General features: G+C 37.7%; 19 protein-coding genes. 5 read left to right on the plus strand and 14 right to left on the minus strand.

Annotation, left to right across the window (positions count from 1 at the left end; genetic code table 11):
* Nucleotides 1-269 precede the first annotated feature (269 nt).
* From ES676_RS12775 to ES676_RS12790, 4 genes are all read right to left on the minus strand, one after another.
* On the minus strand, nt 270-1,556 hold the full coding sequence (locus ES676_RS12775) for a nucleotide sugar dehydrogenase (protein WP_148370718.1): 1,287 nt from the start codon (nt 1,554-1,556) through the stop codon (nt 270-272).
* Between the two features lie 76 nt (nt 1,557-1,632).
* Nucleotides 1,633-2,775, minus strand: coding sequence for a glycosyltransferase family 4 protein (locus ES676_RS12780; protein ID WP_148370719.1), 1,143 nt, complete (start codon nt 2,773-2,775; stop codon nt 1,633-1,635).
* 731 nt (nt 2,776-3,506) lie between these two features.
* The gene (locus ES676_RS12785; protein ID WP_148370720.1) at nt 3,507-3,989 is read right to left on the minus strand and encodes a UpxY family transcription antiterminator; all 483 of its coding nucleotides are present in this window, start codon (nt 3,987-3,989) and stop codon (nt 3,507-3,509) included.
* 1,818 nt (nt 3,990-5,807) lie between these two features.
* The gene (locus ES676_RS12790; protein WP_148370721.1) at nt 5,808-6,029 is read right to left on the minus strand and encodes a hypothetical protein; all 222 of its coding nucleotides are present in this window, start codon (nt 6,027-6,029) and stop codon (nt 5,808-5,810) included.
* A gap of 913 nt (nt 6,030-6,942) precedes the next feature.
* On the opposite strand from ES676_RS12790, the gene ES676_RS12795 reads away from it, so the two are divergent.
* Nucleotides 6,943-7,692, plus strand: coding sequence for a hypothetical protein (locus ES676_RS12795; RefSeq protein ID WP_148370722.1), 750 nt, complete (start codon nt 6,943-6,945; stop codon nt 7,690-7,692).
* Between the two features lie 1,251 nt (nt 7,693-8,943).
* On the opposite strand, the gene ES676_RS12800 is transcribed toward ES676_RS12795, so the two are convergent.
* From ES676_RS12800 to trmB, 7 genes are all read right to left on the minus strand, one after another.
* Entirely contained in the window at nt 8,944-9,276 is a 333-nt protein-coding gene (locus ES676_RS12800) for a 2Fe-2S iron-sulfur cluster-binding protein (RefSeq protein WP_148370723.1), read from the minus strand.
* Nucleotides 9,277-9,425: 149 nt separating this feature from the next.
* Entirely contained in the window at nt 9,426-10,487 is a 1,062-nt protein-coding gene (locus tag ES676_RS12805; RefSeq protein WP_148370724.1) for an NAD(P)/FAD-dependent oxidoreductase, read from the minus strand.
* A gap of 180 nt (nt 10,488-10,667) precedes the next feature.
* A complete protein-coding gene (locus ES676_RS12810; RefSeq protein WP_148370725.1) occupies nt 10,668-10,910 on the minus strand; it encodes a NifU family protein in 243 nt (80 codons plus the stop codon).
* A gap of 3 nt (nt 10,911-10,913) precedes the next feature.
* On the minus strand, nt 10,914-12,047 hold the full coding sequence (locus ES676_RS12815; RefSeq protein WP_148370726.1) for an Mrp/NBP35 family ATP-binding protein: 1,134 nt from the start codon (nt 12,045-12,047) through the stop codon (nt 10,914-10,916).
* A 409-nt stretch (nt 12,048-12,456) separates the two neighbouring features.
* The gene (locus ES676_RS12820) at nt 12,457-12,798 is read right to left on the minus strand and encodes an MGMT family protein (RefSeq protein ID WP_148370727.1); all 342 of its coding nucleotides are present in this window, start codon (nt 12,796-12,798) and stop codon (nt 12,457-12,459) included.
* A complete protein-coding gene (locus ES676_RS12825) occupies nt 12,798-13,427 on the minus strand; it encodes a LysE family transporter (protein ID WP_148370728.1) in 630 nt (209 codons plus the stop codon). The genes ES676_RS12820 and ES676_RS12825 overlap by 1 nt, the downstream gene beginning before the upstream one ends.
* A gap of 2 nt (nt 13,428-13,429) precedes the next feature.
* On the minus strand, nt 13,430-14,104 hold the full coding sequence (gene trmB / locus ES676_RS12830; protein ID WP_148370729.1) for a tRNA (guanosine(46)-N7)-methyltransferase TrmB: 675 nt from the start codon (nt 14,102-14,104) through the stop codon (nt 13,430-13,432).
* Nucleotides 14,105-14,308: 204 nt separating this feature from the next.
* Here trmB and ES676_RS12835 point away from each other — a divergent pair, with 204 nt between their 5' ends.
* Nucleotides 14,309-15,355, plus strand: a complete 1,047-nt coding sequence (locus ES676_RS12835; RefSeq protein WP_148370730.1) for a glycosyltransferase — start codon at nt 14,309-14,311, stop codon at nt 15,353-15,355.
* On the opposite strand, the gene ES676_RS12840 is transcribed toward ES676_RS12835, so the two are convergent.
* On the minus strand, nt 15,338-16,381 hold the full coding sequence (locus ES676_RS12840) for a sensor histidine kinase (RefSeq protein ID WP_148370731.1): 1,044 nt from the start codon (nt 16,379-16,381) through the stop codon (nt 15,338-15,340). The genes ES676_RS12835 and ES676_RS12840 overlap by 18 nt on opposite strands.
* Before the next feature lie 5 nt (nt 16,382-16,386).
* The gene (locus ES676_RS12845; protein WP_148370732.1) at nt 16,387-17,067 is read right to left on the minus strand and encodes a response regulator transcription factor; all 681 of its coding nucleotides are present in this window, start codon (nt 17,065-17,067) and stop codon (nt 16,387-16,389) included.
* Nucleotides 17,068-17,648: 581 nt separating this feature from the next.
* On the opposite strand from ES676_RS12845, the gene ES676_RS12850 reads away from it, so the two are divergent.
* Nucleotides 17,649-18,410: a T9SS type A sorting domain-containing protein gene (locus ES676_RS12850; protein WP_148370733.1), complete on the plus strand. Its 762-nt coding sequence runs from the start codon at nt 17,649-17,651 to the stop codon at nt 18,408-18,410.
* 117 nt (nt 18,411-18,527) lie between these two features.
* Nucleotides 18,528-19,508, plus strand: a complete 981-nt coding sequence (locus ES676_RS12855) for a LuxE/PaaK family acyltransferase (protein ID WP_148370734.1) — start codon at nt 18,528-18,530, stop codon at nt 19,506-19,508.
* Between the two features lie 213 nt (nt 19,509-19,721).
* On the opposite strand, the gene tyrS is transcribed toward ES676_RS12855, so the two are convergent.
* Nucleotides 19,722-21,032: a tyrosine--tRNA ligase gene (gene tyrS, locus ES676_RS12860; RefSeq protein ID WP_148370735.1), complete on the minus strand. Its 1,311-nt coding sequence runs from the start codon at nt 21,030-21,032 to the stop codon at nt 19,722-19,724.
* Between the two features lie 88 nt (nt 21,033-21,120).
* Here tyrS and ES676_RS12865 point away from each other — a divergent pair, with 88 nt between their 5' ends.
* Complete coding sequence (locus ES676_RS12865; RefSeq protein ID WP_148370736.1) at nt 21,121-22,131, plus strand: NAD-dependent epimerase/dehydratase family protein; 1,011 nt, start codon at nt 21,121-21,123, stop codon at nt 22,129-22,131.
* The last annotated feature ends 7 nt before the right edge of the window (nt 22,132-22,138 follow it).

The following is a 22,138-nucleotide window of genomic DNA, read 5'->3' on the forward strand; positions in this document are numbered from 1 at the left end:
TTTTTCCATTGATGAAAAAACGAACCAAAAAAATCTAGGCTGATTTTAGTACGCTTGAAAACGGCGTAAAACCCTTATCGTGCGGATGGCAACCGCTGCACTAGGCCATCCTCCACTGCCAGCCGCTACAGCTTTTACTTGTTTTGCTACGCCTACGAAAAGTAGGCCATTTAAGATTTAGGTACAAATTAGATTGTAAAACGTTCTAATTGTGTTCAATGTCCACCCTTTAGGGTTGGGGTAAAGACATAGCGCTCTTCCTAATTAAATTACAAACGACCCTCTGCATTTTCCAAAACCCCTTTCACATCATAAACAATCCCCTTTTCGGCTTTCAGACTATTTAAATCGGCAGTTAAAAATTCGTTGTGCGCTACGGCTAGTACCACAGCTTCAAAACGACCTTTAGGCGGCGATTGTACGGTTTGTAATTGGTATTCGTGTTGCACGTGTGCTGGAGAGGCTAGCGGATCGTAAATAGTAACCGTCATTCCGTAGGTTTCTAATTCACGAACCACATCTACCACTTTTGTGTTGCGCACATCGGGGCAGTTTTCTTTAAAAGTTATACCAAGCATTAACACGTTAGCGCCTTTTACTTTTACATCGTTTGCCAGCATTAATTTCACAACTTCTGAGGCGACATAAGCCCCCATAGAATCGTTCATTCGGCGCCCTGCCAATATAATTTCGGGGTGATACCCTACTTCTTGTGCTTTTTGCGCCAAGTAATACGGGTCGACACCAATACAATGTCCGCCCACTAACCCCGGTTTAAAGGGGAGGAAATTCCATTTCGTCGCTGCCGCTTCCAGCACGTCGTTGGTATTGATCTCTAAACGGTTAAATATTTTTGCAAGCTCGTTAACAAAGGCAATATTAATATCGCGCTGTGCATTTTCTATAACTTTCGCCGCTTCGGCCACTTTTATACTAGGTGCTAAATGCGTCCCAGCGGTAATCACACTCTTATAAAGGGCGTCTATTTGTTGGCCGGCCTCTGGAGTCGATCCAGAAGTGACTTTTAATATTTTGTCTACCGTGTGCTCTTTATCTCCCGGATTAATACGCTCTGGAGAATAGCCGGCAAAAAAATCGGTGTTAAAGGTTAAGCCGCTAAACTCTTCTAACACAGGAATGCATTCCTCTTCGGTCGCCCCAGGGTACACCGTAGATTCGTAAATAACGGTATCTCCTTTTTTTAGCACTTTACCTACCGTTTCACTCGCCTTAAATAAGGGCGTTAAATCGGGCCTGTTATTTTTATCTACGGGTGTAGGCACCGTAATAATATAATGCGTACAAGAAGCAATATGCTCTAGGGTGGTGGTACAGTATAATCCCGTCGCACCGTCCTCTTGCAATAGTGCCTCTGGGTCACTTACAGAAACGGCTTTTAAAACGGTATCTTCTACTTCTAAAGTACTGTCTGTACCGTGCTGCAATTCTAAAACGCGGGCGCTGTTAATATCAAACCCAATAACCGCATATTTCGTTGCAAACAATCGTGCTACTGGTAAGCCCACATAACCTAAACCTATTATAGCTATTCTCATAGTTGTGATGTCATCGTTTTAATTTTATTTTATGTTGAAGTAATCGCGGTTAGTACTGCCCTCGGTAGCCATCGTATTATAAACCTGGTAACCCAACACTAAACTTTCCGTCGTTAAGGTGTACTGTAAACGGCAGTAGTAATAATACCATAGCGACAGGAAGCATAATGGCGAAAGCCGTATGTATGGGTAAATCGTTAAGTGCAAAGGCTAAAACAGTAACCATAAGGGTGTACACCGAAATAAACACGGTGGCCCATTTGTGAGGCAATCCAAGATCTATTAAACGGTGGTGAATATGGCATCTATCGGCCGAAAACGGACTGCGTTTATTTCTAATACGAATGCAAAAGACCCGTAAGGTATCTATTAACGGATAGGAGAGTAAGGCCAAAACAAACACGGGTGCATTTTTAAACACAAGCATTTCGGGTTGTTGAGCGCTAAGTTCTAAATATAAAATAATTTGAAAGGCGAGTACAAAACCAACGACCATAGAACCGGTGTCGCCTAAAAAAATTTTCCGACGCAATGAAAAATTATAAATCAAAAAACCGACCAACGCTCCTACCAGTGATAAGGAGATAAGACTATAAAAAAAGTAGTCACTATAAAAGAAAACCAACGCCATAACCATCGAAATTAAGGTTCCTAATGCTCCGGCTAAACCATCGATCCCATCAATTAAATTGTAGGCATTAATGATTAAAACAATAACAAACACAGAAAAACCTATAGCAAAAAGCACGGGAAGTTGCTGTATACCAAAAAGCCCTCCAAAGGAATCAATGTGTATGTTGGTTCCTAAAACAAACAGGAAAGCGATAAGCAGCTGAAAAAAGAATTTTCGGCGTGGGGCAATGGTCATAATATCATCAGAAACACCAACTAATAAAAGCATCAATACCAAAATATTAAATATTACTAAATCGATTAACTGACTATAATTAGCGAATAAAACAGCGGCGACGTTTGCCGTTAAGAGAAAGCCGGTAAAAACACCTATACCACCAAGAGTAGGGACAATACCTTTATGGGAGGTGCGCTCATTGGGTTGCGCCGTTAAATTTTTCTTTTTACTGATTAAGATCACTTTTGGCATCACGATTACGGTGACGACCAAAGAAAATAATAAGGTACAACAAGCAGATAACAGCTTGAACTCAACTAAAAAAGCGGTAACCTCTGAGTGGCTCTTGGGAAACGTTTCTAAAATCATTGATAAGGGATTGTGTGTTATCACGGTAGCGATGTGTTAATTAAGTAAGCGGTAATAAGCGTATTTACGACTAAGGGTTAACATAAATGCGCTGGTATGTGGAGCACCGTAGGTAAGGACGGCACAACGAATCGTTAATAATATAAGCTGGTTTAATACTAATTTCAATACAAAAGTGATAGGTGTAAGTAAAACGTTTAAAAGACGACTATTTCTTGAAATAGGATGTTAAAAACGAAACATCGTAACGTATTTAACGACATACTGTTTTTCTAGGTCTCTTTAATTTTGAATTATAGATCGGGTTTATTAGCGTCTTTCTTTAAGGTTAGAATTCTAATGCTGTCTTCACACTTTTAAAAGCCCACACCTTAATAATGGCGCTATAATAGGTCGAAAAACTGCGCTATAACCATGGCTTCGCCGTCACTTGTTACATAACAAATGCCCGAAAAAGAGGCTCAATAAAGCACATAACGGTGCCTTAAAAGAAACCCAATCCTAACCACTGAAAGTTAAAACGATTGTAGGGTTGAAAAATAAGTGCGCTTTCCCTAATGAAAACAACGACGTTATCATTAGAAAAACAAAAAACTAGAGTTAGGGAAGAAGGAGGGATAAATTAGGTAGGATAGTCTACAGCGATGAGTACTATTACTAATTTACTTCTTGCGATTTTTAGTTGAAATCTTACTATTTTTTCACTGCAATGGTTTAAAAAAACGTGTGGTTTATTGATTAATTTGCAATTTTACAACAAATCCCACAGACCTCAAAACAACCCAAAGGTTATTTTTGGTAGTTTTTACAATAGTTCCTTCTTGATTTTCTAGACCAAAGGTATCTAATTGAAGTGTTTCGCCTGGTGTAAATGTTTCTACTGTATGCGAGGTAATATTCGGCGTTTCTAATATGGATTTTAAATGCGCTATTTCTACATCTCTTACAATACCAGCCTCCCCTTGATCGTACAAATACCGCATGGTGAAAGGGATGTCGAAAACCCTGTTACGTTCTTTTTCTGTAGCGTGAATAAAGACCATTCGCGGCAATAAAGGGACTTCTATTTTTTTCTTACGATCGCTCCAAACACGTTCTTCAATGCGCGTGGGACAAAACGCCACGATATCCTCACTCCAAGCGTTAATGCGCTTTTCAACCTTCTTCTCGTGATTGAGTTTCACATATAAAACAAACCATTTTTTCTCCAGCATTTAGTACGCATTTAGGGTTATCAATCGTAACGTAAAAATAGGACTAATCGCTTTCATAGCAATAACTAACATTATATCATTTACGTATTATCCGTAGGCGGAGTGCTAAGTAACCAGAAATTAATGGGTTAAAAGAGGTGAATCCCAAACTAACGGTTGCTTCTGGCCGCTGGCCGCTGTGTTTCAAAATAAGCACTCCCCGCAGAAATACTCATCGAGAAACACAGTATGCAACACGCAGTGCAACACAATTAAAACCACTGCCTTTTAAAAACTATTCACTTCTCGTTTATCACAACATTCTAATTCCTATTAATCAATTAGTCTTTCTAATGTTCATTTTTTCCATTGATGAAAAAACGAACCAAAAAAATCTAGGCTGATTTTAGTACGCTTGAAAACGGCGTAAAACCCTTATCGTGCGGATGGCAACCGCTCCGCTAGGCCATCCTCCACTGCCAGCCGCTGCAGCTTTTACTTGTTTTGCTACGCCTACGAAAAGTAGGCCATTTCAGATTTAGGTTCTAATTAGATTTTAAAACGTTCTAATTACGTTCAATGTCCTCCCTTTAGGGTCGGGGTAAAGACATTGAGATAGGCACTATTTAAACCACAATCAAAACCATTCTAAAAAGTAAAGAAAACCATCTAATCAGGTTCAAATGCTGACCCCGGCCTATCGAGCATCTATCGTAAAATTTGAAATGAAGGCACCGTAAAATTTTAGGCTGTTTGAGCTATCAAAACGTATGAATTGATAACAGATCTCTCCAGCGAGTTCCTAAAATTTAGGGGCCGAATGATAAATTTAGATAGAGGGTCGTAAGCCTAGACTTTTTTGTTTCTTTTTTGGGCAATGCAAAAAAGAAAAAGAATAATAAGCCAGATCAATCTTAAAGCACCAGCACACTCTATTTAAATCAAAATTAAAACAATTATAAAAAGTAAAGAAAAACATCTAATTATATTCAAATGCTGACCCCGGCCTATCGAGGATCTATCGTAAAATTTGAAATGAAGGCACCGTAAAATTTTAGGCTGTTTGAGCTAACAAAACGTATGAATTGATAACAGATCTCTCCAGCGAGTTCCTAAAATTTAGGGGCCGAATGATAAATTTAGATAGAGGGTCGTAAGCCTAGACTTTTTTGTTTCTTTTTTGGGCAATGCAAAAAAGAAAAAGAATAATAAATAAAAACACTTTATCGAAACGGTATCAATCTTAAAGCACCAGCACACACTATTTGAACCACAATCAAAACAATTCTAAAAAGTAAAGAAAACCATCTAATTATATTCAAATGCTGACCCCGGCCTATCGCCGATCTATCGTAAAATTTGAAATGAAGGCACCGTAAAATTTTAGGCTGTTTGAGCTAACAAAAATTAGGAATTAATAACAGATCACTCCAGCGAGTTCCTAAAATTTAGGGGCAGAATGATAAATTTAGATAGAGGGTCGTAAGCCTAGACTTTTTTGTTTCTTTTTTGGGCAATGCAAAAAAGAAAAAGAATAATAAGCCAGATCAATCTTAAAGCACCAGCACACACTATTTGAACCAAAATCAAAACCATTATAAAAAGTAAAGAAAATTATCTAATTACGTTCAATTTCCTCCCTTTAGGGTTGGGGTAAAGACATTGAGATAGGCACTATTTAAACCACAATCACGAAGTGAACCACAATCAAAAATCAGTCACTTTTAAAAGCCTATTTCTACCTTGCGAGATATAGAATCCCTCCAATAAAGATGCCACAAACAACCGTTTTATATAATTATGCGAACAAGACCCTCGGAAGGCATATCACCATAAATGTTAAACATACCGCTTTAGACCTGTAGATCCTTTTGAATTTACCATAGCGTCCACCTCATCAAATTCAAAACCCATATAATCGACGAATTCTCTTATAGTAACCAGCTGATGTTTTTCCTTATTTAAAAGTGTTTTTATCTTCTGAATAATCGTCCGCGCATAGCTCGCACTTCTATTCGTAATAATAGCAATCTCCTCTGGTGTTATTGTCAATTTTTTCATAATCTGTTATTATACTTTGTGCTATACGTCTTTGTATAGGCTTTCTCCACTATTTTATTTTTCTAAGTAATTTGTATGTATTTCGTTTATATAAAATTAGAAAAAATAAACGCTATTACAAAACAAACTTATAAACATATTAAACTTCTTTAAACCTTGCTAAACAAAGCATTACAGCCGATTAAACGCAAATAAACAAGTCAAACAACATATATTTATAACTAAATAATGAGTATCATTATTGGATGATACTAAAAATTAATGAATGTTTATAAATGAGAGTTTAAGAATAGCTGCTGAAAACGTCAATTACAAAGTTTGAACCTAAAACATTGCACAAATTTTCTAAACCACCCTATTCTCGCCTCTAGCACCTCAATAATAGGAGTATTTAAATAAAGCCCCTCCGGAAACACTCTAAAAAAACCGGAAACCACCAATATAAGGGAGTTTCCAGAAACGCCCCACAAACCTTAGATCCGCAAGAACCCCTTCATCAAAAGTGAGCCCGCGAAAACTACGCACCACTCTCCCCTATGGATACTCCATAGATACCCTATGGATAGTGTATGGATAGTGTATGCAAACCCTAATACCGCAAAAAGGACTCTATAACACAAAAACAGCAGAAACCACCAAATAACAACATTATAACAGCCAGTAGCTAAAATGTCGTAATACCACATGATCTTCGAATATTACCAACTTCCGAAAATTTCAACTATAACAATAAAGAACAACCGTAACACCAGAAAGTAAAATAACCTAAATCACACTCGATTAACTTTGTAAGTGAAAGAGATAGCGAATACCTCCGGGGTATTATTTTAAGTCTGCGCAACTTAAATCGTAAAGCTTTCAAAATTTATTTTTTTTTAATCGAGTCTGATATAGATTCACAACACAAACAAGAATGGCAAAATTAAAAAGCCTCTTAAAAATTGAAGGAACCTTAGATGGTATGACCTTCTACAAAGGAAAAGATGGATATTTAGTACGCACAAAAGGCGGCATAAGTAAATCTAGAATCCAAAACGACCCCGCATTCATTAGAACACGGGAAAACGGGACAGAGTTTGGCCATAGTGCCACTAGCGGAAAACAACTCAGGCATGCATTAACTGGATTATTAGTCGATGTTAAAGACGGAAGAATGACCTCTAGGCTGACGCAGACAATGAGTAGAGTTAAAAATCAAGATTTAATTTCTACGAGAGGAAATCGGAACGTCACGGTAGGTTTAACTACCGACCTAGGCAAAGAAGCTCTAAAAGCTTTCGATTTTAACAACAACGCACAATTAAATGCTGTGCTGTTAGCGGACTTTGATTTTGATACTACTACGGGAGAATTTTCAATTACTGATTTAATTCCAAATCAGCACATTAGTGGCCCAGGAGGAGCTACGCACCTTAGTTTTTTATCGGCAGTTCTAAATTTAGACTTTGAGACAAACACTAAAGAGATCGCCTTGGGGAATACGGTGAATGTTCCTATAAACGGGACTACTGTTAATGTAAACTCCATTCCCACAGCTCTACCTACAGCTGCGGGCGCGGTTTTTTTCTTAGTAAAAATTTCTTTCTTTCAAGAAGTGAACAACATTCAGTACCCCTTGAATAATGGTGCTTATAATGTTCTTAAAATCATTGCTATCGAATAGAATATTACTTTAAGGAATCCAGTAAAGAGAAGACATTATGTCTTCTCTTTTTTGTGTCGTAAATTATAAAAAAGAGTTAAACAATGAATACGCTGTATCACCATCACGTCGTTCCAAATAACACGCCACTCTAAAATTTATGAAGAAGTACGATAAACACGGAATACCGCAATTAGATATGTTTCTCGATACCATATAAACGTGCCCCACAAACCACTCGAAATGACGGATAGAAAAATTAACGTGATACTTATTTAGCTCAACTTTAATTTATATTGAACACACACGAAGGGTTTAAGCTATGGATACTATTTAGATTTAGGTATTCAATACTTTTTATTTTCTTGAGGTAAATCAATTTCCGCCCTTTAGGGTTGGGGTAAAGAAATTGAGATAAGCACTACTAGATCATAATTTATCTTTGAAACACAATCAAAAAACTACACACTCCTAGTTTATAACAACATTCCATTTCAAATAAACCTATTAGTCTTTCTAATATTCATTTTTTCCATTGATGAAAAAACGAACCAAAAAAATCTAGGCTGATTTTAGTACGCTTGAAAACTGCGTAAAACCCTTATCGTGCGGATGGCAACCGCAAGCTAGGCCATCCTCCGCTGCCAGCCGCTGCAGCTTTTACTTGTTTTACTACGCCTACGAAAAGTAGGCCATTTAAGATTTAGGTACGAATTAGATTGTAAAACGTTCTAATTATGTTCAATTTCCGCCCTTTAGGGTCGGGGTAAAGAAATTGAGATAGGCTCTATTTGAACCACAATCAAAACCATTCACTGTTTACCACTCACTATGCACTTTTTAATGAAAAATTCACTTAAAAACTACCCCGGCCTATCGAGCATCTATCGTAAAATTTGAAATGAAGGCACCGTAAAATTTTAGGCTGTTTGAGCTATCAAAAATTAGGAATTAATAACAGATCTCTCCAGCGAGTTCCTAAAATTTAGGGGCAGAATGATAAATTTAGATAGAGGGTCGTAAGCCTAGACTTTTTTGTTTCTTTTTTGGGCAATGCAAAAAAGAAAAAGAATAATAAATAAAAACACTTTATCGAAACGGTATCAATCTAAAAGCACCCTAAACCGTCAATTCTAAAAAGTAAAGAAAATTATCTAATTATATTCAATTTCCGCCCTTTAGGGTTGGGGTAAAGACATTGAGATAGGCACTACTAAATAACAATCACGAAGTGAACCACAATCAAAAACCAGTCTCTTTCCCATTACAGTTTTAACTCTCTGGAGCAAGCGCAACCTTTAAACCTTCCATTGCTGGTGTCATTTGAATCTGACAGCCTAGACGACTATTCTCTTTAACGTAAAAAGCTTCCGCTAACATAGCATCTTCATCGGCTTGCATTTCTGGAAGCTCCGTATCACTTAGTACATAACATTGGCACGAGGCACACATTGCCATACCGCCGCAAATACCAATCGTACCTTCTGGAGCGAGTTCGTAAGAACGAACCACTTCCATTAAATTCATCGCCATATCTGTAGGCGCTTCAATAGTATGCGAAACCCCTTCTCTATCTATAATTGTAATATTTATGTCTTGTTCCATCTTTAGTGTCTACGACAGTGCAAATCTTATTAAATTTAATAAATAATACCTTCAAATTTTAAGGCTTAAAAGTAGTTGTGTTTTAAGGCCCTCTATGGTTACGCCAGTGTTTGCCCTTAATAGCAGACAACAACGGACGATTACACACTTTACTCTATTTTTTTAATAACGGCTTTCGGCGCTTCTTTACGCGTACCATCAAAACCATCGACACCACTCACCGTGGTGTATTTTAACACATACCGTTTCCCTGGATTGATAATTTGGTAAGCGGCTTGGCACATTAACGTCGCTTCGTGGAAACCACACAAAATTAATTTCAATTTTCCAGGATAGGTGTTTACGTCTCCTATGGCAAAGACTCCCGGAATATTAGTTTGGTAGTCTAACGCGTTATTTACTTTAATAGCATTTTTCTCGATCTCTAATCCCCAGTTTCCTAGTGGTCCTAATTTAGGAGACAGACCAAACAAAGGAATAAAGTGATCGCATTCTACTTCGTATTCTTTATCGATATGTTCTGCTTGCGAGACTACTACTGCTTTTAATTCGTGATGACCGACAAGCCCAACGACTTCGGCAGGTGTTATTAAGTTGATTTTACCGGTATCTTTTAATTCTTGTACTTTATCTACAGAATCTAAAGCACCACGAAATTCATTTCTTCGGTGAATTAAAGTCACTTCTGAAGCGATATCACTTAAATAGATACTCCAATCTAAAGCAGAATCTCCACCTCCAGCAATCACCACTTTTTTACCGCGGTAGAATTCTGGCTCTTTAATGATATACTCCACACCATTATCTTCGAAGCTTTCGAGGTTATGGATAAGGGGCTTTCTAGGCTCGAAACTCCCCAGCCCTCCAGCAATAGCTACAATTGGGGCGTGGTGTTTTGTACCTTTATTTGTAGTAACAATAAAAGTGCCGTCCTCTTGTTTTTCGAGCGTGTCGGCGCGTTCTCCTAAAGTAAAACCAGGTTCGAACTGCTTGCACTGCTCCATAAGATTTTTAGTCAGATCATCGGCTAAAATCTCTGGGAAGCCCGGAATATCGTAAATGGGTTTTTTAGGATATATCTCAGAGCATTGTCCGCCAGGTTGTGGCAAGGCATCTATTAAATGGCACTTTAACTTTAATAATCCCGCTTCGAAAACGGCAAACAATCCTGTTGGTCCTGCACCAATTATTAGTATGTCTGTTTTTATCATATGTGGTATCTATAAATAGAGACTGTCTATTTTTAATCTCTGCTTTGTAAGCGCAAAGTTCTTAATTTATCTTGTGCTATTTGATGACATTTGTCAGTTGCGTGAAGGATTGAAACGGCATCCTTTTTTACGGTTTTGTAAAAAAGATATAGTGTAAAGCCTGACCCTTGCGGTCACGCCCTACTTATCTATATTTATTACCTGCTCGATTTGTGGCACGTATTTTTTAATCGTTATTTCTACACCAGATTTTAAAGTCATTTGGTTCACAGTGCACCCTACGCAAGCGCCTTGTAGCTGCACTTTTACGATCTTGTCATCCTCGATAGAGAGTAACGAAATATCGCCACCATCGCTTTGTAAGAACGGACGGATTTCTTCGAGTGCTTTTTCTACATTAAGTCGGATTTCTTCTGTGGTCATCGTTTATTTTTTAACTGCTGAACAACCAGCCATTGTTGTTATTTTAATTGCTTCGGTAGGTGGCAACTCTGTGTTTCGGTCTACAACTTCCTGCACCACATTCTTGGTAATGCTTTGGAAAGCGGCTTCTAGCGGTGTCCCCGTTTGCATTGCTGCTGGTCTACCCACGTCTCCTGCTTCGCGAATGCTTTGTACTAAAGGCAACTCGCCTAAAAGCGGAACGTCTAGATCTTCGGCGAGGTGCTTGGCACCTTCTTTACCAAAAATATAGTATTTATTGTCTGGTAACTCTGCAGGGGTAAAGTAAGCCATATTTTCTATAATCCCTAAAACAGGTACGTTAATACTCTCTTGTTGGAACATAGCCACTCCTTTTTTAGCATCGGCTAAAGCTACATTTTGAGGGGTACTTACGATAACGGCTCCTGTTATTGGCAACGATTGCATTATACTTAAGTGAATGTCTCCTGTACCTGGTGGTAAATCGATTAATAAAAAATCGAGTTCTCCCCAAGCGGCATCAAAAATCATTTGGTTTATTGCTTTTGAAGCCATTGGCCCACGCCAAACCACTGCTTGATCTGGTTTTGTAAAAAAGCCAATAGAGAGTATTTTTACACCGTGATTTTCTACGGGTTGCATTTTAGATTTCCCATCTACGGTTACCGATAGCGGTCGCTTAGTTTCTACATCGAACATTATTGGCATTGAAGGCCCATAAATATCGGCGTCTAAAATACCGACATTAAAGCCCATTTTAGATAAGGTTACTGCTATATTTGCCGTTACGGTAGATTTCCCTACGCCTCCTTTTCCTGAGGCGATGGCTACAATATTTTTGATGCCAGGAATCGATTTTCCTTTTATTTCGTTGGTTGCTTTTGCAGGAGCATTGACAGTGATATTCACTTTAATTTTCGCTTTGGCGTAAACTAAGTCGTGAATGGTTTTAAGAATTTCTACTTCTGTCTTTTTACGTGCTTGTAATGCAGGGTTAGTGATTGTAATATCTACCACAACCTCATCGGCAAAAGTAACCACGTTTGTTATTGCACCGCTCTCCACCATATTTTGGCCTTCGCCAGGTACAGTTATGGTTTCTAGTGCTTTTAGTATGTCTTGTTTCTTTAGATTCATAGTGCAATTTAGATTTGTTCTAAAGTGCAAATATAATTAATAAAGACCGAAGTAGGAAGCCCTAAGCGCCACAATTTTTTATGGCCTTATAAGCAGAAACTATTACTGAAATAAACGCAGTAATAGCCTATATATAACAGATGAACACGCGACTTACTCTGTGGCTTGTTTTTTGGTGACTAGCAAATGGTTTTTTAGTAGTGAATGGTAAATAGGGAATGGGTGTAATTATGGCAAACGAGAGGTATTGTTGTGTTTTATAACCACTATACTTGACTCAATTTAAATGAAAATGTTGAGCGCATAAACAACAACGCATTGAATACTAAAAATAAATTTAAGAATTAAAACGGTGCCACCCCGCGAACGAAGAACCATTTATTTAAGACCTCATCCCAATAGTTACTGCCTAATCCCTAACTCCCAAGGCTTCTGAAGGATCCCAAAACACCGTACCAAAATCCTGAATTTGATTAGCAATAACCGTAATACCTTCATTTTCTAACAACTGCTGCATTAGGTTTGTGCCTTCAAAATGATGCTTGCCCGTAAGCAACCCCTTTCTATTCACCACGCGATGCGCTGGAACCTCTTTACTATGGGAATTTGTCATAGCATAACCAACCATTCGCGCGCTTCTAGCGAGCCCCAAATATCTGGCAATAGCACCATAACTAGTAACTCTACCATAGGGTATTTGCTGGGCAACAGCGTACACATCGTCGTAAAAATGTTGCGTTCTTTTTGCCATTAAAAATCTTTTATAATATTGATTAGCGTTACGATAGAAATAATACCCGTAATCGCACCGATAATGAGATTAATATTTTTTTGAGATTTAATTTTATGGCTATTAATTTTTGTGAAGAAAAAGACGTAAACGTATAACATAATAAAGGTTCCCATTGTAGCTCCTGCAACATACGACCAGATATTAATGGTATCTAGCTGTATTAAAGCTGCTGCTGCTAAGGTGGTCCCCATATACGCTTGATAAGGAATTGGAAATAAATTTAAACCTGATAATAGTATGCCTTGAAAAAAGCGACTCTTTTTACTTTTTACAACGCGTTCTTTATGGGGTTTCGCTTCCTTTTTTGCTAACAACAGAAAGTAAATTGTAATGAGTACAAATATAACAAAGGCCACACGCTGAAGAATATTAACGACATCGGGGTGCTTACTTAAATACTTGGCAAAGGTTAAGGCTACAAAGGTTTGGAAAACAACGACCACACAAACACCACTAGAAAAAACAAGTCCTCGGGTATGCCCCTCTTTTATGCTGATTTTTGCTGCCGTCATATTTAGCAATCCGGGCGGAATAACGCCAATTAAAGCAAATATTAAACCTAAGCAAAACGTAATTGTAATCTCCAAAATTACTTGATTTTAAATCTAATATACGTAATTGGTTTGTTTTGGGCTAAATACTGACCCTCGTAATAGGTTTGAATACTGGTTACTTCCTCCGGGCTTCCTTCTTGCTTGTACACGTCATGATTGGCATACAACACCTCGTGACCTGCACCGTGTAACAACCCTAACGTATAGCCGTGCATAAATTCGCTATCGGTTTTTAGGTTTACCAAACCTTCTGGTTTTAATATTTTTTTGTAACGCTCTAAGAATTCGGCGTTAGTCATTCTGTGTTTGGTACGCTTGTATTTTATTTGAGGATCGGGAAAAGTAATCCAAATTTCGTCGACTTCGTTCTCTGCAAACGCATGATCGATTAATTCAATTTGAGTCCGTAAAAAAGCGACATTAGGAATATTTTCTTCAATACCTGTTTTTGCGCCCCTCCAAAAGCGCGCCCCTTTAATATCGACCCCAACAAAGTTTTTATTTGGATATTGTTTGGCCAATGCTACTGAGTACTCTCCTTTACCGCAGCCCAATTCTAAAACTAATGGATTTTCGTTTTTAAAGAAAGTATCACGCCATTTCCCCTTTAAAGTAAACTCCGCGGTAACTAACTCTTCACGCGAGGGCTGAAAAACATTATTAAAAGTTTCATTTTCATTAAAGCGCTTTAGTTTATTTTTACTTCCCACAATTGACGATTTCTAGTATTCTTAAAATTAATTTGGTAAAATTAAGGAAATATCTGCGACCTTTACTATGTTTAGTCTCGATATTAGCAAATTAGCACAAAGCAGTGCCACGCTATCCTTTTTTAATGGTCTCAAAAAAGAATTTTAGTAACACCCCTTTTTAAGCGCAATACGTTGCAATTAAAGGTGATGCCCAAAAGAAATATGAAAAAAAGAATTCTTGTTGCGCCATTAAACTGGGGCTTAGGTCACGCCACACGATGCATACCTATAATTAACGCCTTACTGCACTTGGGCTTTGCACCTATAATTGCCAGCGATGGTAGCGCGTTAGCGTTACTGAAAAAAGAATTCCCAGAATTACCCTTTGAAACCTTACCAGAATACGCTATTACCTACCCCAAAAACAGTGCTTTTTTTAAATGGAAACTCCTTTGTGATGCGCCTTTTATTCTGAAATCTATTAAAAAGGAGCAACGCACGACTGACGCTTTAGTTTTAAAATACGGGCTTAGCGGTATTATTTCAGACAACCGATTGGGGGTCTATTCTTCTAGCGTACCCTCGGTATATATTACGCATCAATTGGAGGTTATAAGCGGAAACACCACGTTTTTTAGTTCTAAAATTCATCAGCATTTTATAAACCGTTTTGCCGAATGTTGGATACCTGATTTTGAAACCGAACCCCATTTAAGTGGCGCTATGGGGCATCCTAGTGCTATAGACTTACCCTTAAAATACATTGGCCCCTTAAGTCGATTACAAAAACAAGCGCTCCCCAAACGCTATGCTGTTATGATAGTGTTATCGGGCCCAGAGCCCCAACGTCAGTATTTGGAGTCGGAGTTGGTTGCGGCATTTAAAACGTGTGAAAAACCCATTTTAATAGTAAAGGGTGTTATCGCACCACAACAAACCGTAACGCAAAAGGGTTTGTTTACGAGTTATAATTTTATGCAAACTGACGCGTTAGAAAACGCCATAAATAGTAGTGACATAATAGTCTCGCGCTCAGGATACACCACCATAATGGATCTCGCTAAACTAAATAAAAAGGCCTTTTTTATACCCACTCCCGGACAGTTCGAACAGGAATATCTTGCCGAGAGATTGGAGGCCTTAAAAATCGCGCCTTTTTGTAAACAAGGAGCGTTTAAAGCCGCATTATTAGACACCTTAAAGAACTACAGTGGCTTCCAAAATGAAATACCTCCTACCGATTTCGAGTCCCTATTTCGACTTTTCTAACGTAAAGGAGAACTCACTCCCGACACCAAACTCACTGTCGATAAAGATTTTCTCGTCGTGCGCTTCGATAATATGTTTTACTATAGCCAAACCTAAACCAGAACCGCCTTCTTTTCGTGAACCACTTTTATCGACACGATAAAAACGCTCGAATAATCGTGGGATATTAGCTTTTATTATGCCTTCACCATTATCGGTTACGCGAATGATTACCTTGTTTTTAATCAGGTTTTCGATACTGACTTCGGTGGTTCCTTTTTCGCGTCCGTACTTAATAGAATTTACAATTAAATTGGAGACGACTTGTTGTACCCGCTCTTTATCGGCTATTACCAGAATGGGTTCTTTGTACTCTCGGTCGAAGGTTATTGTAATTTTCTTTTTAGCGCATTTCATTTCGAACATTTCAAAAACGTCTGCTAATAATGCGACAATATCAAACTCTTCAATATCTAAGCGTAAATCGCCAACTTCGAGCTTGGTAATCATATCTAAATCTTTAACGATGTAAATAAGACGCTCAACGCCTTTATTAGCACGATCTAAATATTTATCTCTTATTTTTTTGTCATTTACAGCGCCGTCTAGAAGTGTTAGAAGGTAGCTTTGCACCGTAAATAATGGTGTTTTTAATTCATGAGAGACGTTGCCTAGAAACTCTTTTCGGTATTCTTCTCTTACTTTTAAAGTTTCAATTTCTATTTTTTTATCGCGCGCATACTTATCAATACCCTCCGTTAAGGTGGCCATATCTGTGGTGACCAGCTTTCGCCGAAATGTGGCAGATTCTAAAAGCGTTAAATCGTCATAGATTTTTTTTACCCGACGGTAAATAAACTTTTGCACTCGGTATTGTATAATAGAGAAAGAGACGCTATACGTAAACACAGAAAACACCAATAATGGAAGAATTTTTAAGGTGTAAAAAATACCTAACAAAATCGCTAAAACACCCGTTAAAACGCCCGTAATAAATAGAGCTGTTTTAAAAGCGAACCTGTATGTTTTTTTAAGTTGTGCCGACATACTTTTTAATCTACAAACTTGTAACCAACACCTTTAACGGTCTTAAAGCAATCGTCACCAATTTTCTCTCGCAGTTTACGAATATGAACATCGATAGTTCTACCGCCAACCACCACCTCGTTACCCCAAACACTATCTAATATATCTTCACGTTTAAAGACTTTTCCAGGTTTTGAAGCCAATAGCGACAATAATTCGAATTCTTTTCGTGGTAAAATGAGTTCTTCTCCATCTTTAACCACTTTATACTCCTCTCTATTTATAACTAAATCGCCAACGGTAACATTTCCAATGGCTTCTTCCGTTTTAAGGCGTCTTAATAGCGCCTTGACTTTACTAACCAAAAGTTTTGGTTTTATAGGCTTTGTAATGTAATCGTCTGCACCCGCATCGAACCCGGCGACTTGAGAATAATCTTCACCACGAGCCGTTAAAAAGGTTATGATTGTCTGTTTTAACTCTGGCACTTTTCGGATTGCCTCGCACGCTTCAATACCATCCATTTCTGGCATCATCACATCCAAAACTATAAGATGCGGCTTTTCCTTCTTCGCTTTTTTAATGCCCTCTACTCCGTTTTTAGCGGTAAACACTTGATACCCTTCGCTACTTAAATTATAACTGATAATTTCTAATATATCAGGCTCGTCGTCTACAAGTAGAATTTTAATGTCTTTTTTATTCATTATGAATAATGATTTTCTATTTAATTTAACGTAAAGATAAAATTAATACGGCACGCACCATTTATATAAAAATTATTAACCTTAACATAACACTAAGTCAACACGTTACTCATTGATAACGAATATATTGCATCTAAAACCTTCAAAACGCTCCATTTTTTAAAGCCTGATATTAACTTAAGGTTAAAAACCCCTTATTATTTCAGTGACAGACTTTTATACTATAAAATTATTGCTATATTTGATATATAAATAATATTAGTAAGATGAAAAAATGTCGGTTTTTGTTTTAATACTCTTAATCCCCTTAGAGCATTTGGGCCAAAGTTTGGCGGAAGTTAGTCGCTTTGATAATTAAGAAACAACCACGAGAGAGCAAGGATCTACGCTTTACGCACAAGGTATTGCGTTAGGCGTGACGCTGTAGATTTTACTAGTTCTTGAAGTCGTATCGGAGACAAAAACGCTATGAGATTAGCTAGTAATTCACAGTATTTCAAACTAATTATTAAAAATATCATTAAAATAAATACGCTATTTAATTTATTTATAAATTTACAAATTAATTAAACCATTACATTATGAAAAAAATCTACGCTTTACTTTATTTCTTCTCTTTGTTTGCTAGTAGCCTGCTGGCACAGGGTACAGAAACATTTTCTAACCTCGGATTATCGGGGTCAAATTACGCTACAGGATCATACACCGGAGACAATGGTGTTACATGGAATTATATTGAATGCCGCGATGAAAACGGTGACGCGAATGGAGCTGGAATTGATGGAAGCGCTATAATGCTGCGTAGAAGCTCTGATAACAGCGCTATATCTGCACAATCTGGAGCAAACGGTGTTGGGGAAATTTCTATGAAACTCTACAAAGGGTTTACCGGAGATGGACCGAGAAGCGTAGAATTGTTTGTGAATGGTGTTTCTAGAGGAACCTCTACAGGTTTTGACGACACTAGCGAACACATTTTTACAGTAACCGCTATTAATGAACCTGGAGAGGTATTAATTGCGCTTAAAAACGCTACTGGTAAACAAATAATTGTCGATGATTTTGTTTGGACTGCTACAGGAGTAACACTGTCTAAAGAGCGTTTTAAGAAAGCAGATGCGTTTTCTATCTATCCAAACCCAACCAATACAGGGTTTGTAACTATTACAAATAAAAATAATAGCCCGGTAATTGTTTCGGTATTCGACGTTTTAGGAAAACAGGTTATTTCTACCACAGTAAATAACAAGCGATTAAATATCGCGAGCTTAAATGCTGGCGTATACGTTATGCAATTAAACCAAAGTGGCGTCCTTACTACCAAAAAGTTGGTGATTAAATAAGCACTTTTAAAAGTACAGTTCTTAAAAGAGCGTTATCTTATGGTAGCGCTCTTTTATATTTTATATACTTTTGTTTACTGAAAAACATGTCGTTTAAAAGTTTATATATTCTGTAAAATGCGTACACCTCATTCTATTTTTAACATCAAATCTTCCGAAGAATTTGAAGCTCTAGCACTTCAGGTTTTTAATTTTCAATTTAAGAACAATACCGTGTACCGCTCTTTTTGCGACTTAATAAACACGCATCCCAGCGATGTAAAGCACAGTACCGAAATCCCTTTTTTACCTATACAGTTTTTTAAATCTCATACAGTGGTTAGCACCACTGATGCAACAGAAAAGATTTTTACCAGTAGCGGTACCACAGGCGCAGTAACGAGCAAACATTATGTTAGTGATTTATCGATCTACGAAGAAAGCTTCAATAAAGGATTTGAGGTCTTTTACGGGCCTATCGAAGATTATGTCGTCCTTGCCTTGCTGCCCAGTTATTTGGAGCGCGATGGCTCGTCTTTAATTTATATGGCCGATGCGATGATTAAAACATCGAAGCATAAGGAAAGCGGGTTTTATCTACATAATTTATCGGAATTAAAAAACACCCTTATTGATTTAGAGCAACAAGGCAAGCCCATTATTTTACTCGGTGTCTCTTTCGCTTTATTAGATTTAATTGAAATGCATCAGTTTCACTTAAAAAACACGATTATTATGGAAACTGGTGGAATGAAGGGTCGCAGAAAGGAATTAATCCGTGAGGAGCTTCATTCTATCTTAAAAACGGGTTTTGGAGTTAATGAAATACATAGTGAATACGGTATGACCGAACTTTTAAGTCAGGCCTATTCTAAAGGACACGGTGTTTTTGGTTGTCCGCCATGGATGCGTATTTATACCCGAGAACCAGAAGACGCGCTACATATTCAGCATCAAGGAAAAACGGGGGGGATTAACGTTATTGATTTAGCGAATATTAATTCGTGCGCCTTTATTGCGACTCAAGATTTAGGTAGAACATACCCCGATAATACCTTCGAAATTATTGGTCGTTTTGATAGTAGCGATATTAGGGGCTGTAATTTAATGGTGTTGTAAAGCAGATGTACAGTAGGGTCTAGTATAAAATAGTTCAAACCTAAACAGATGATTTGTAAGGTTTAAAAGTATTCTACGACCACTGTATAAGTAGGATAAGATTAATTACTTGAACACAAATTAGTTTTTAGTTGGTTAACTAATTTAAGAAGCCTGATTGTTTAGTTACAATCAGGCTTCTTTATGGGTAAGCTATAAAATGGCTGTTAAAACTTAAACAAACTTTATAATGTAGGTGTTCTTTTTTCCTTTGTTTAAGACCACATATTTATCATTAATTAAATCTTCAGTCGTAATTTTATAATCTGCCGTCACCTTATTTTTATTCACGGCCACGGCATTTTCTTTTAACGCACGACGGGCTTCACTATTACTCGCTAGAAAATTAGTTTTATCGGCAAGTGCTGCTATCATATCGAGGCCTTCTTTTAATACTGACGTGCTAATTTCTGCTTGAGGTACGCCTTCAAAAACATCCAAAAACAAACTTTCATTTAACGTTCTAATATCGGCGTTAAAAGTTTTACTAAATAAAATACCCGATGCTTTTACAGCATTTTCAAAGTCGTCTTTAGAATGCACAAAAGTGGTTACCTCTTCAGCTAGACGCTTTTGTAGCAATCGTAAATGCGGCGCTTCTTTATGCTCTAAAATTAAAGCTTCAATTGTTTCTTTGCTTAAAAACGTAAATATTTTAATGTATTTCTCGGCATCTTCATCGGTGGTATTTAACCAGAACTGGTAAAACTTATAAACCGACGTTTTATCGGTATCTAACCAAACGTTACCGCCTTCACTTTTACCAAATTTAGACCCATCGGCCTTCGTAATTAACGGGCACGTCATCGCGTAGGCTTTAGCGTCCTCTTGGCCGACATTCATACGTCTTACCAATTCGGTACCTGTGGTGATATTTCCCCATTGGTCACTTCCTCCCATTTGCAATTTACAATTAAGCGCTTTGTGTAAATGGTAAAAATCGTACCCTTGAATTAATTGGTAGGTAAATTCTGTAAACGACATTCCGATGCTACCTTCTTCTCCTGTTAACCGTTTTTTTACAGAATCTTTAGACATCATATAATTAACAGTAATACGTTTCCCGACATCTCTAGCAAAATCTATAAAAGAAAAGTCTTTCATCCAGTCGTAATTATTAACGAGAAGTGGAGCGTTTTTTTCGGTAGAATTAAAATCTAAAAAACGAGATAGCACACTTTTAATTCCTGCTACGTTATGTGCTAGCGTGTCTTCGTCTAGCAAATTCCGCTCGTCACTTTTTCCCGACGGATCGCCAATCATTCCTGTAGCACCACCGATTAAAGCGACAGGTTTATGCCCCGCTTTTTCTAAATGCACCAATAAAACAATAGGTACTAAACTACCAATATGTAAAGAATCAGAAGTAGGATCGAAGCCAATATAGGCCGACGTCATCTCTTTATCCAGTTGCTCTTCGGTTCCCGGCATGATATCGTGTACCATTCCTCGCCATCGTAATTCTTCTACAAATGTATTAGCCATTTTTTTAAACTTTAGTATTAAGTGAAGCAAAGATAAAAATCAATGTATAAATAGGTAGCAATATTGAATAATTCTTTACATTAGTCCTATGATTTTAGTTACTGGAGGAACAGGTTTAGTTGGTGCACATTTACTTTTTACATTAGTGAATAGCAAAAAAAAAGTACGTGCTATTTATAGAAATGAAAAAAAGTTTGACCACGTAAAGCGGATTTTCTCTTACTACACCGCTACACCAGAAGACTTATTTAATAGAATTGAATGGGTTGAAGCCGATTTGAATGACATCCCAAGTTTAACTGATGCTTTCGACAGTATTACACACGTTTACCATTGTGCCGCTTTGGTATCGTTCGAGCCTGATAAGTTCGACCTCTTGCAGAAAACGAATATTGAAGGCACGGCAAATATTGTCAATTTTTGTGTTTCTAATGGTATTAAAAAACTGTGTTATGTTAGCTCAGTGGCTACGATTGGCGAACCTAAAAAAGGACAACCAGCTACCGAAAAAACCGAATGGAACCCCGAAAGTGACAATAGCGTTTACGCGCTTACCAAATATGGCGCCGAACTAGAAGTTTGGCGCGGTACACAAGAAGGCTTAGACGCGGTTATTATAAACCCCGGAGTGATTATTGGCCCAGGTATTTGGCACTACGGTAGCGGTTCGATTATAAAAACAGTCGCTAAAGGCCTCCCTTATTATACGTCAGGAAGTATGGGATATGTTGGCATAAACGATGTGGTTACAAGTATGATTACGGCAATGGAAAGCACTATTATCAATGCGCGTTTTATTTGTGTAACAGAAAGCTGGAGCTATAAAAAATTCTTAACTACAACAGCGCTATTATTAGGGGTTAAGCCCCCAAATAAAGAAGCTAAACCTTGGCTTTTACAATTAGGATGGCGACTGGATTGGTTGCGGCATGCTCTTACCGGAAAGCGCAGAAAATTAACTGGCCACTTAGTAGCCTCGTTACAATCGCAATCACTTTACGACAACACCAAAATAAAAGAGACTCTATCTATTACGTTTACTTCCCTACAAACCCAATTAGAAACCACTTGTTCTCAGTATATAAAAGACAACACGTAACTAAATA

It is taken from the genome of Bizionia saleffrena, assembly GCF_008086175.1.
In the GTDB taxonomy this organism is placed as follows: domain Bacteria; phylum Bacteroidota; class Bacteroidia; order Flavobacteriales; family Flavobacteriaceae; genus Bizionia; species Bizionia saleffrena.

Bases quoted from the DNA above. Each gene is read 5' to 3' on its own strand.
- ES676_RS12840 (WP_148370731.1), bottom strand. From the start codon at position 16,381: ATGTCGGCACAACTTAAAAAAACATACAGGTTCGCTTTTAAAACAGCT.
- ES676_RS12850 (WP_148370733.1), top strand. From the start codon at position 17,649: ATGAAAAAAATCTACGCTTTACTTTATTTCTTCTCTTTGTTTGCTAGT.
- tyrS (WP_148370735.1), bottom strand. From the start codon at position 21,032: ATGGCTAATACATTTGTAGAAGAATTACGATGGCGAGGAATGGTACAC.
- ES676_RS12790 (WP_148370721.1), bottom strand. From the start codon at position 6,029: ATGAAAAAATTGACAATAACACCAGAGGAGATTGCTATTATTACGAAT.
- ES676_RS12800 (WP_148370723.1), bottom strand. From the start codon at position 9,276: ATGGAACAAGACATAAATATTACAATTATAGATAGAGAAGGGGTTTCG.
- ES676_RS12785 (WP_148370720.1), bottom strand. From the start codon at position 3,989: ATGCTGGAGAAAAAATGGTTTGTTTTATATGTGAAACTCAATCACGAG.
- ES676_RS12855 (WP_148370734.1), top strand. From the start codon at position 18,528: ATGCGTACACCTCATTCTATTTTTAACATCAAATCTTCCGAAGAATTT.
- ES676_RS12795 (WP_148370722.1), top strand. From the start codon at position 6,943: ATGGCAAAATTAAAAAGCCTCTTAAAAATTGAAGGAACCTTAGATGGT.
- ES676_RS12805 (WP_148370724.1), bottom strand. From the start codon at position 10,487: ATGATAAAAACAGACATACTAATAATTGGTGCAGGACCAACAGGATTG.
- ES676_RS12775 (WP_148370718.1), bottom strand. From the start codon at position 1,556: ATGAGAATAGCTATAATAGGTTTAGGTTATGTGGGCTTACCAGTAGCA.
- ES676_RS12865 (WP_148370736.1), top strand. From the start codon at position 21,121: ATGATTTTAGTTACTGGAGGAACAGGTTTAGTTGGTGCACATTTACTT.
- ES676_RS12810 (WP_148370725.1), bottom strand. From the start codon at position 10,910: ATGACCACAGAAGAAATCCGACTTAATGTAGAAAAAGCACTCGAAGAA.
- ES676_RS12820 (WP_148370727.1), bottom strand. From the start codon at position 12,798: ATGGCAAAAAGAACGCAACATTTTTACGACGATGTGTACGCTGTTGCC.
- ES676_RS12780 (WP_148370719.1), bottom strand. From the start codon at position 2,775: ATGATTTTAGAAACGTTTCCCAAGAGCCACTCAGAGGTTACCGCTTTT.
- ES676_RS12815 (WP_148370726.1), bottom strand. From the start codon at position 12,047: ATGAATCTAAAGAAACAAGACATACTAAAAGCACTAGAAACCATAACT.
- ES676_RS12845 (WP_148370732.1), bottom strand. From the start codon at position 17,067: ATGAATAAAAAAGACATTAAAATTCTACTTGTAGACGACGAGCCTGAT.
- ES676_RS12835 (WP_148370730.1), top strand. From the start codon at position 14,309: ATGAAAAAAAGAATTCTTGTTGCGCCATTAAACTGGGGCTTAGGTCAC.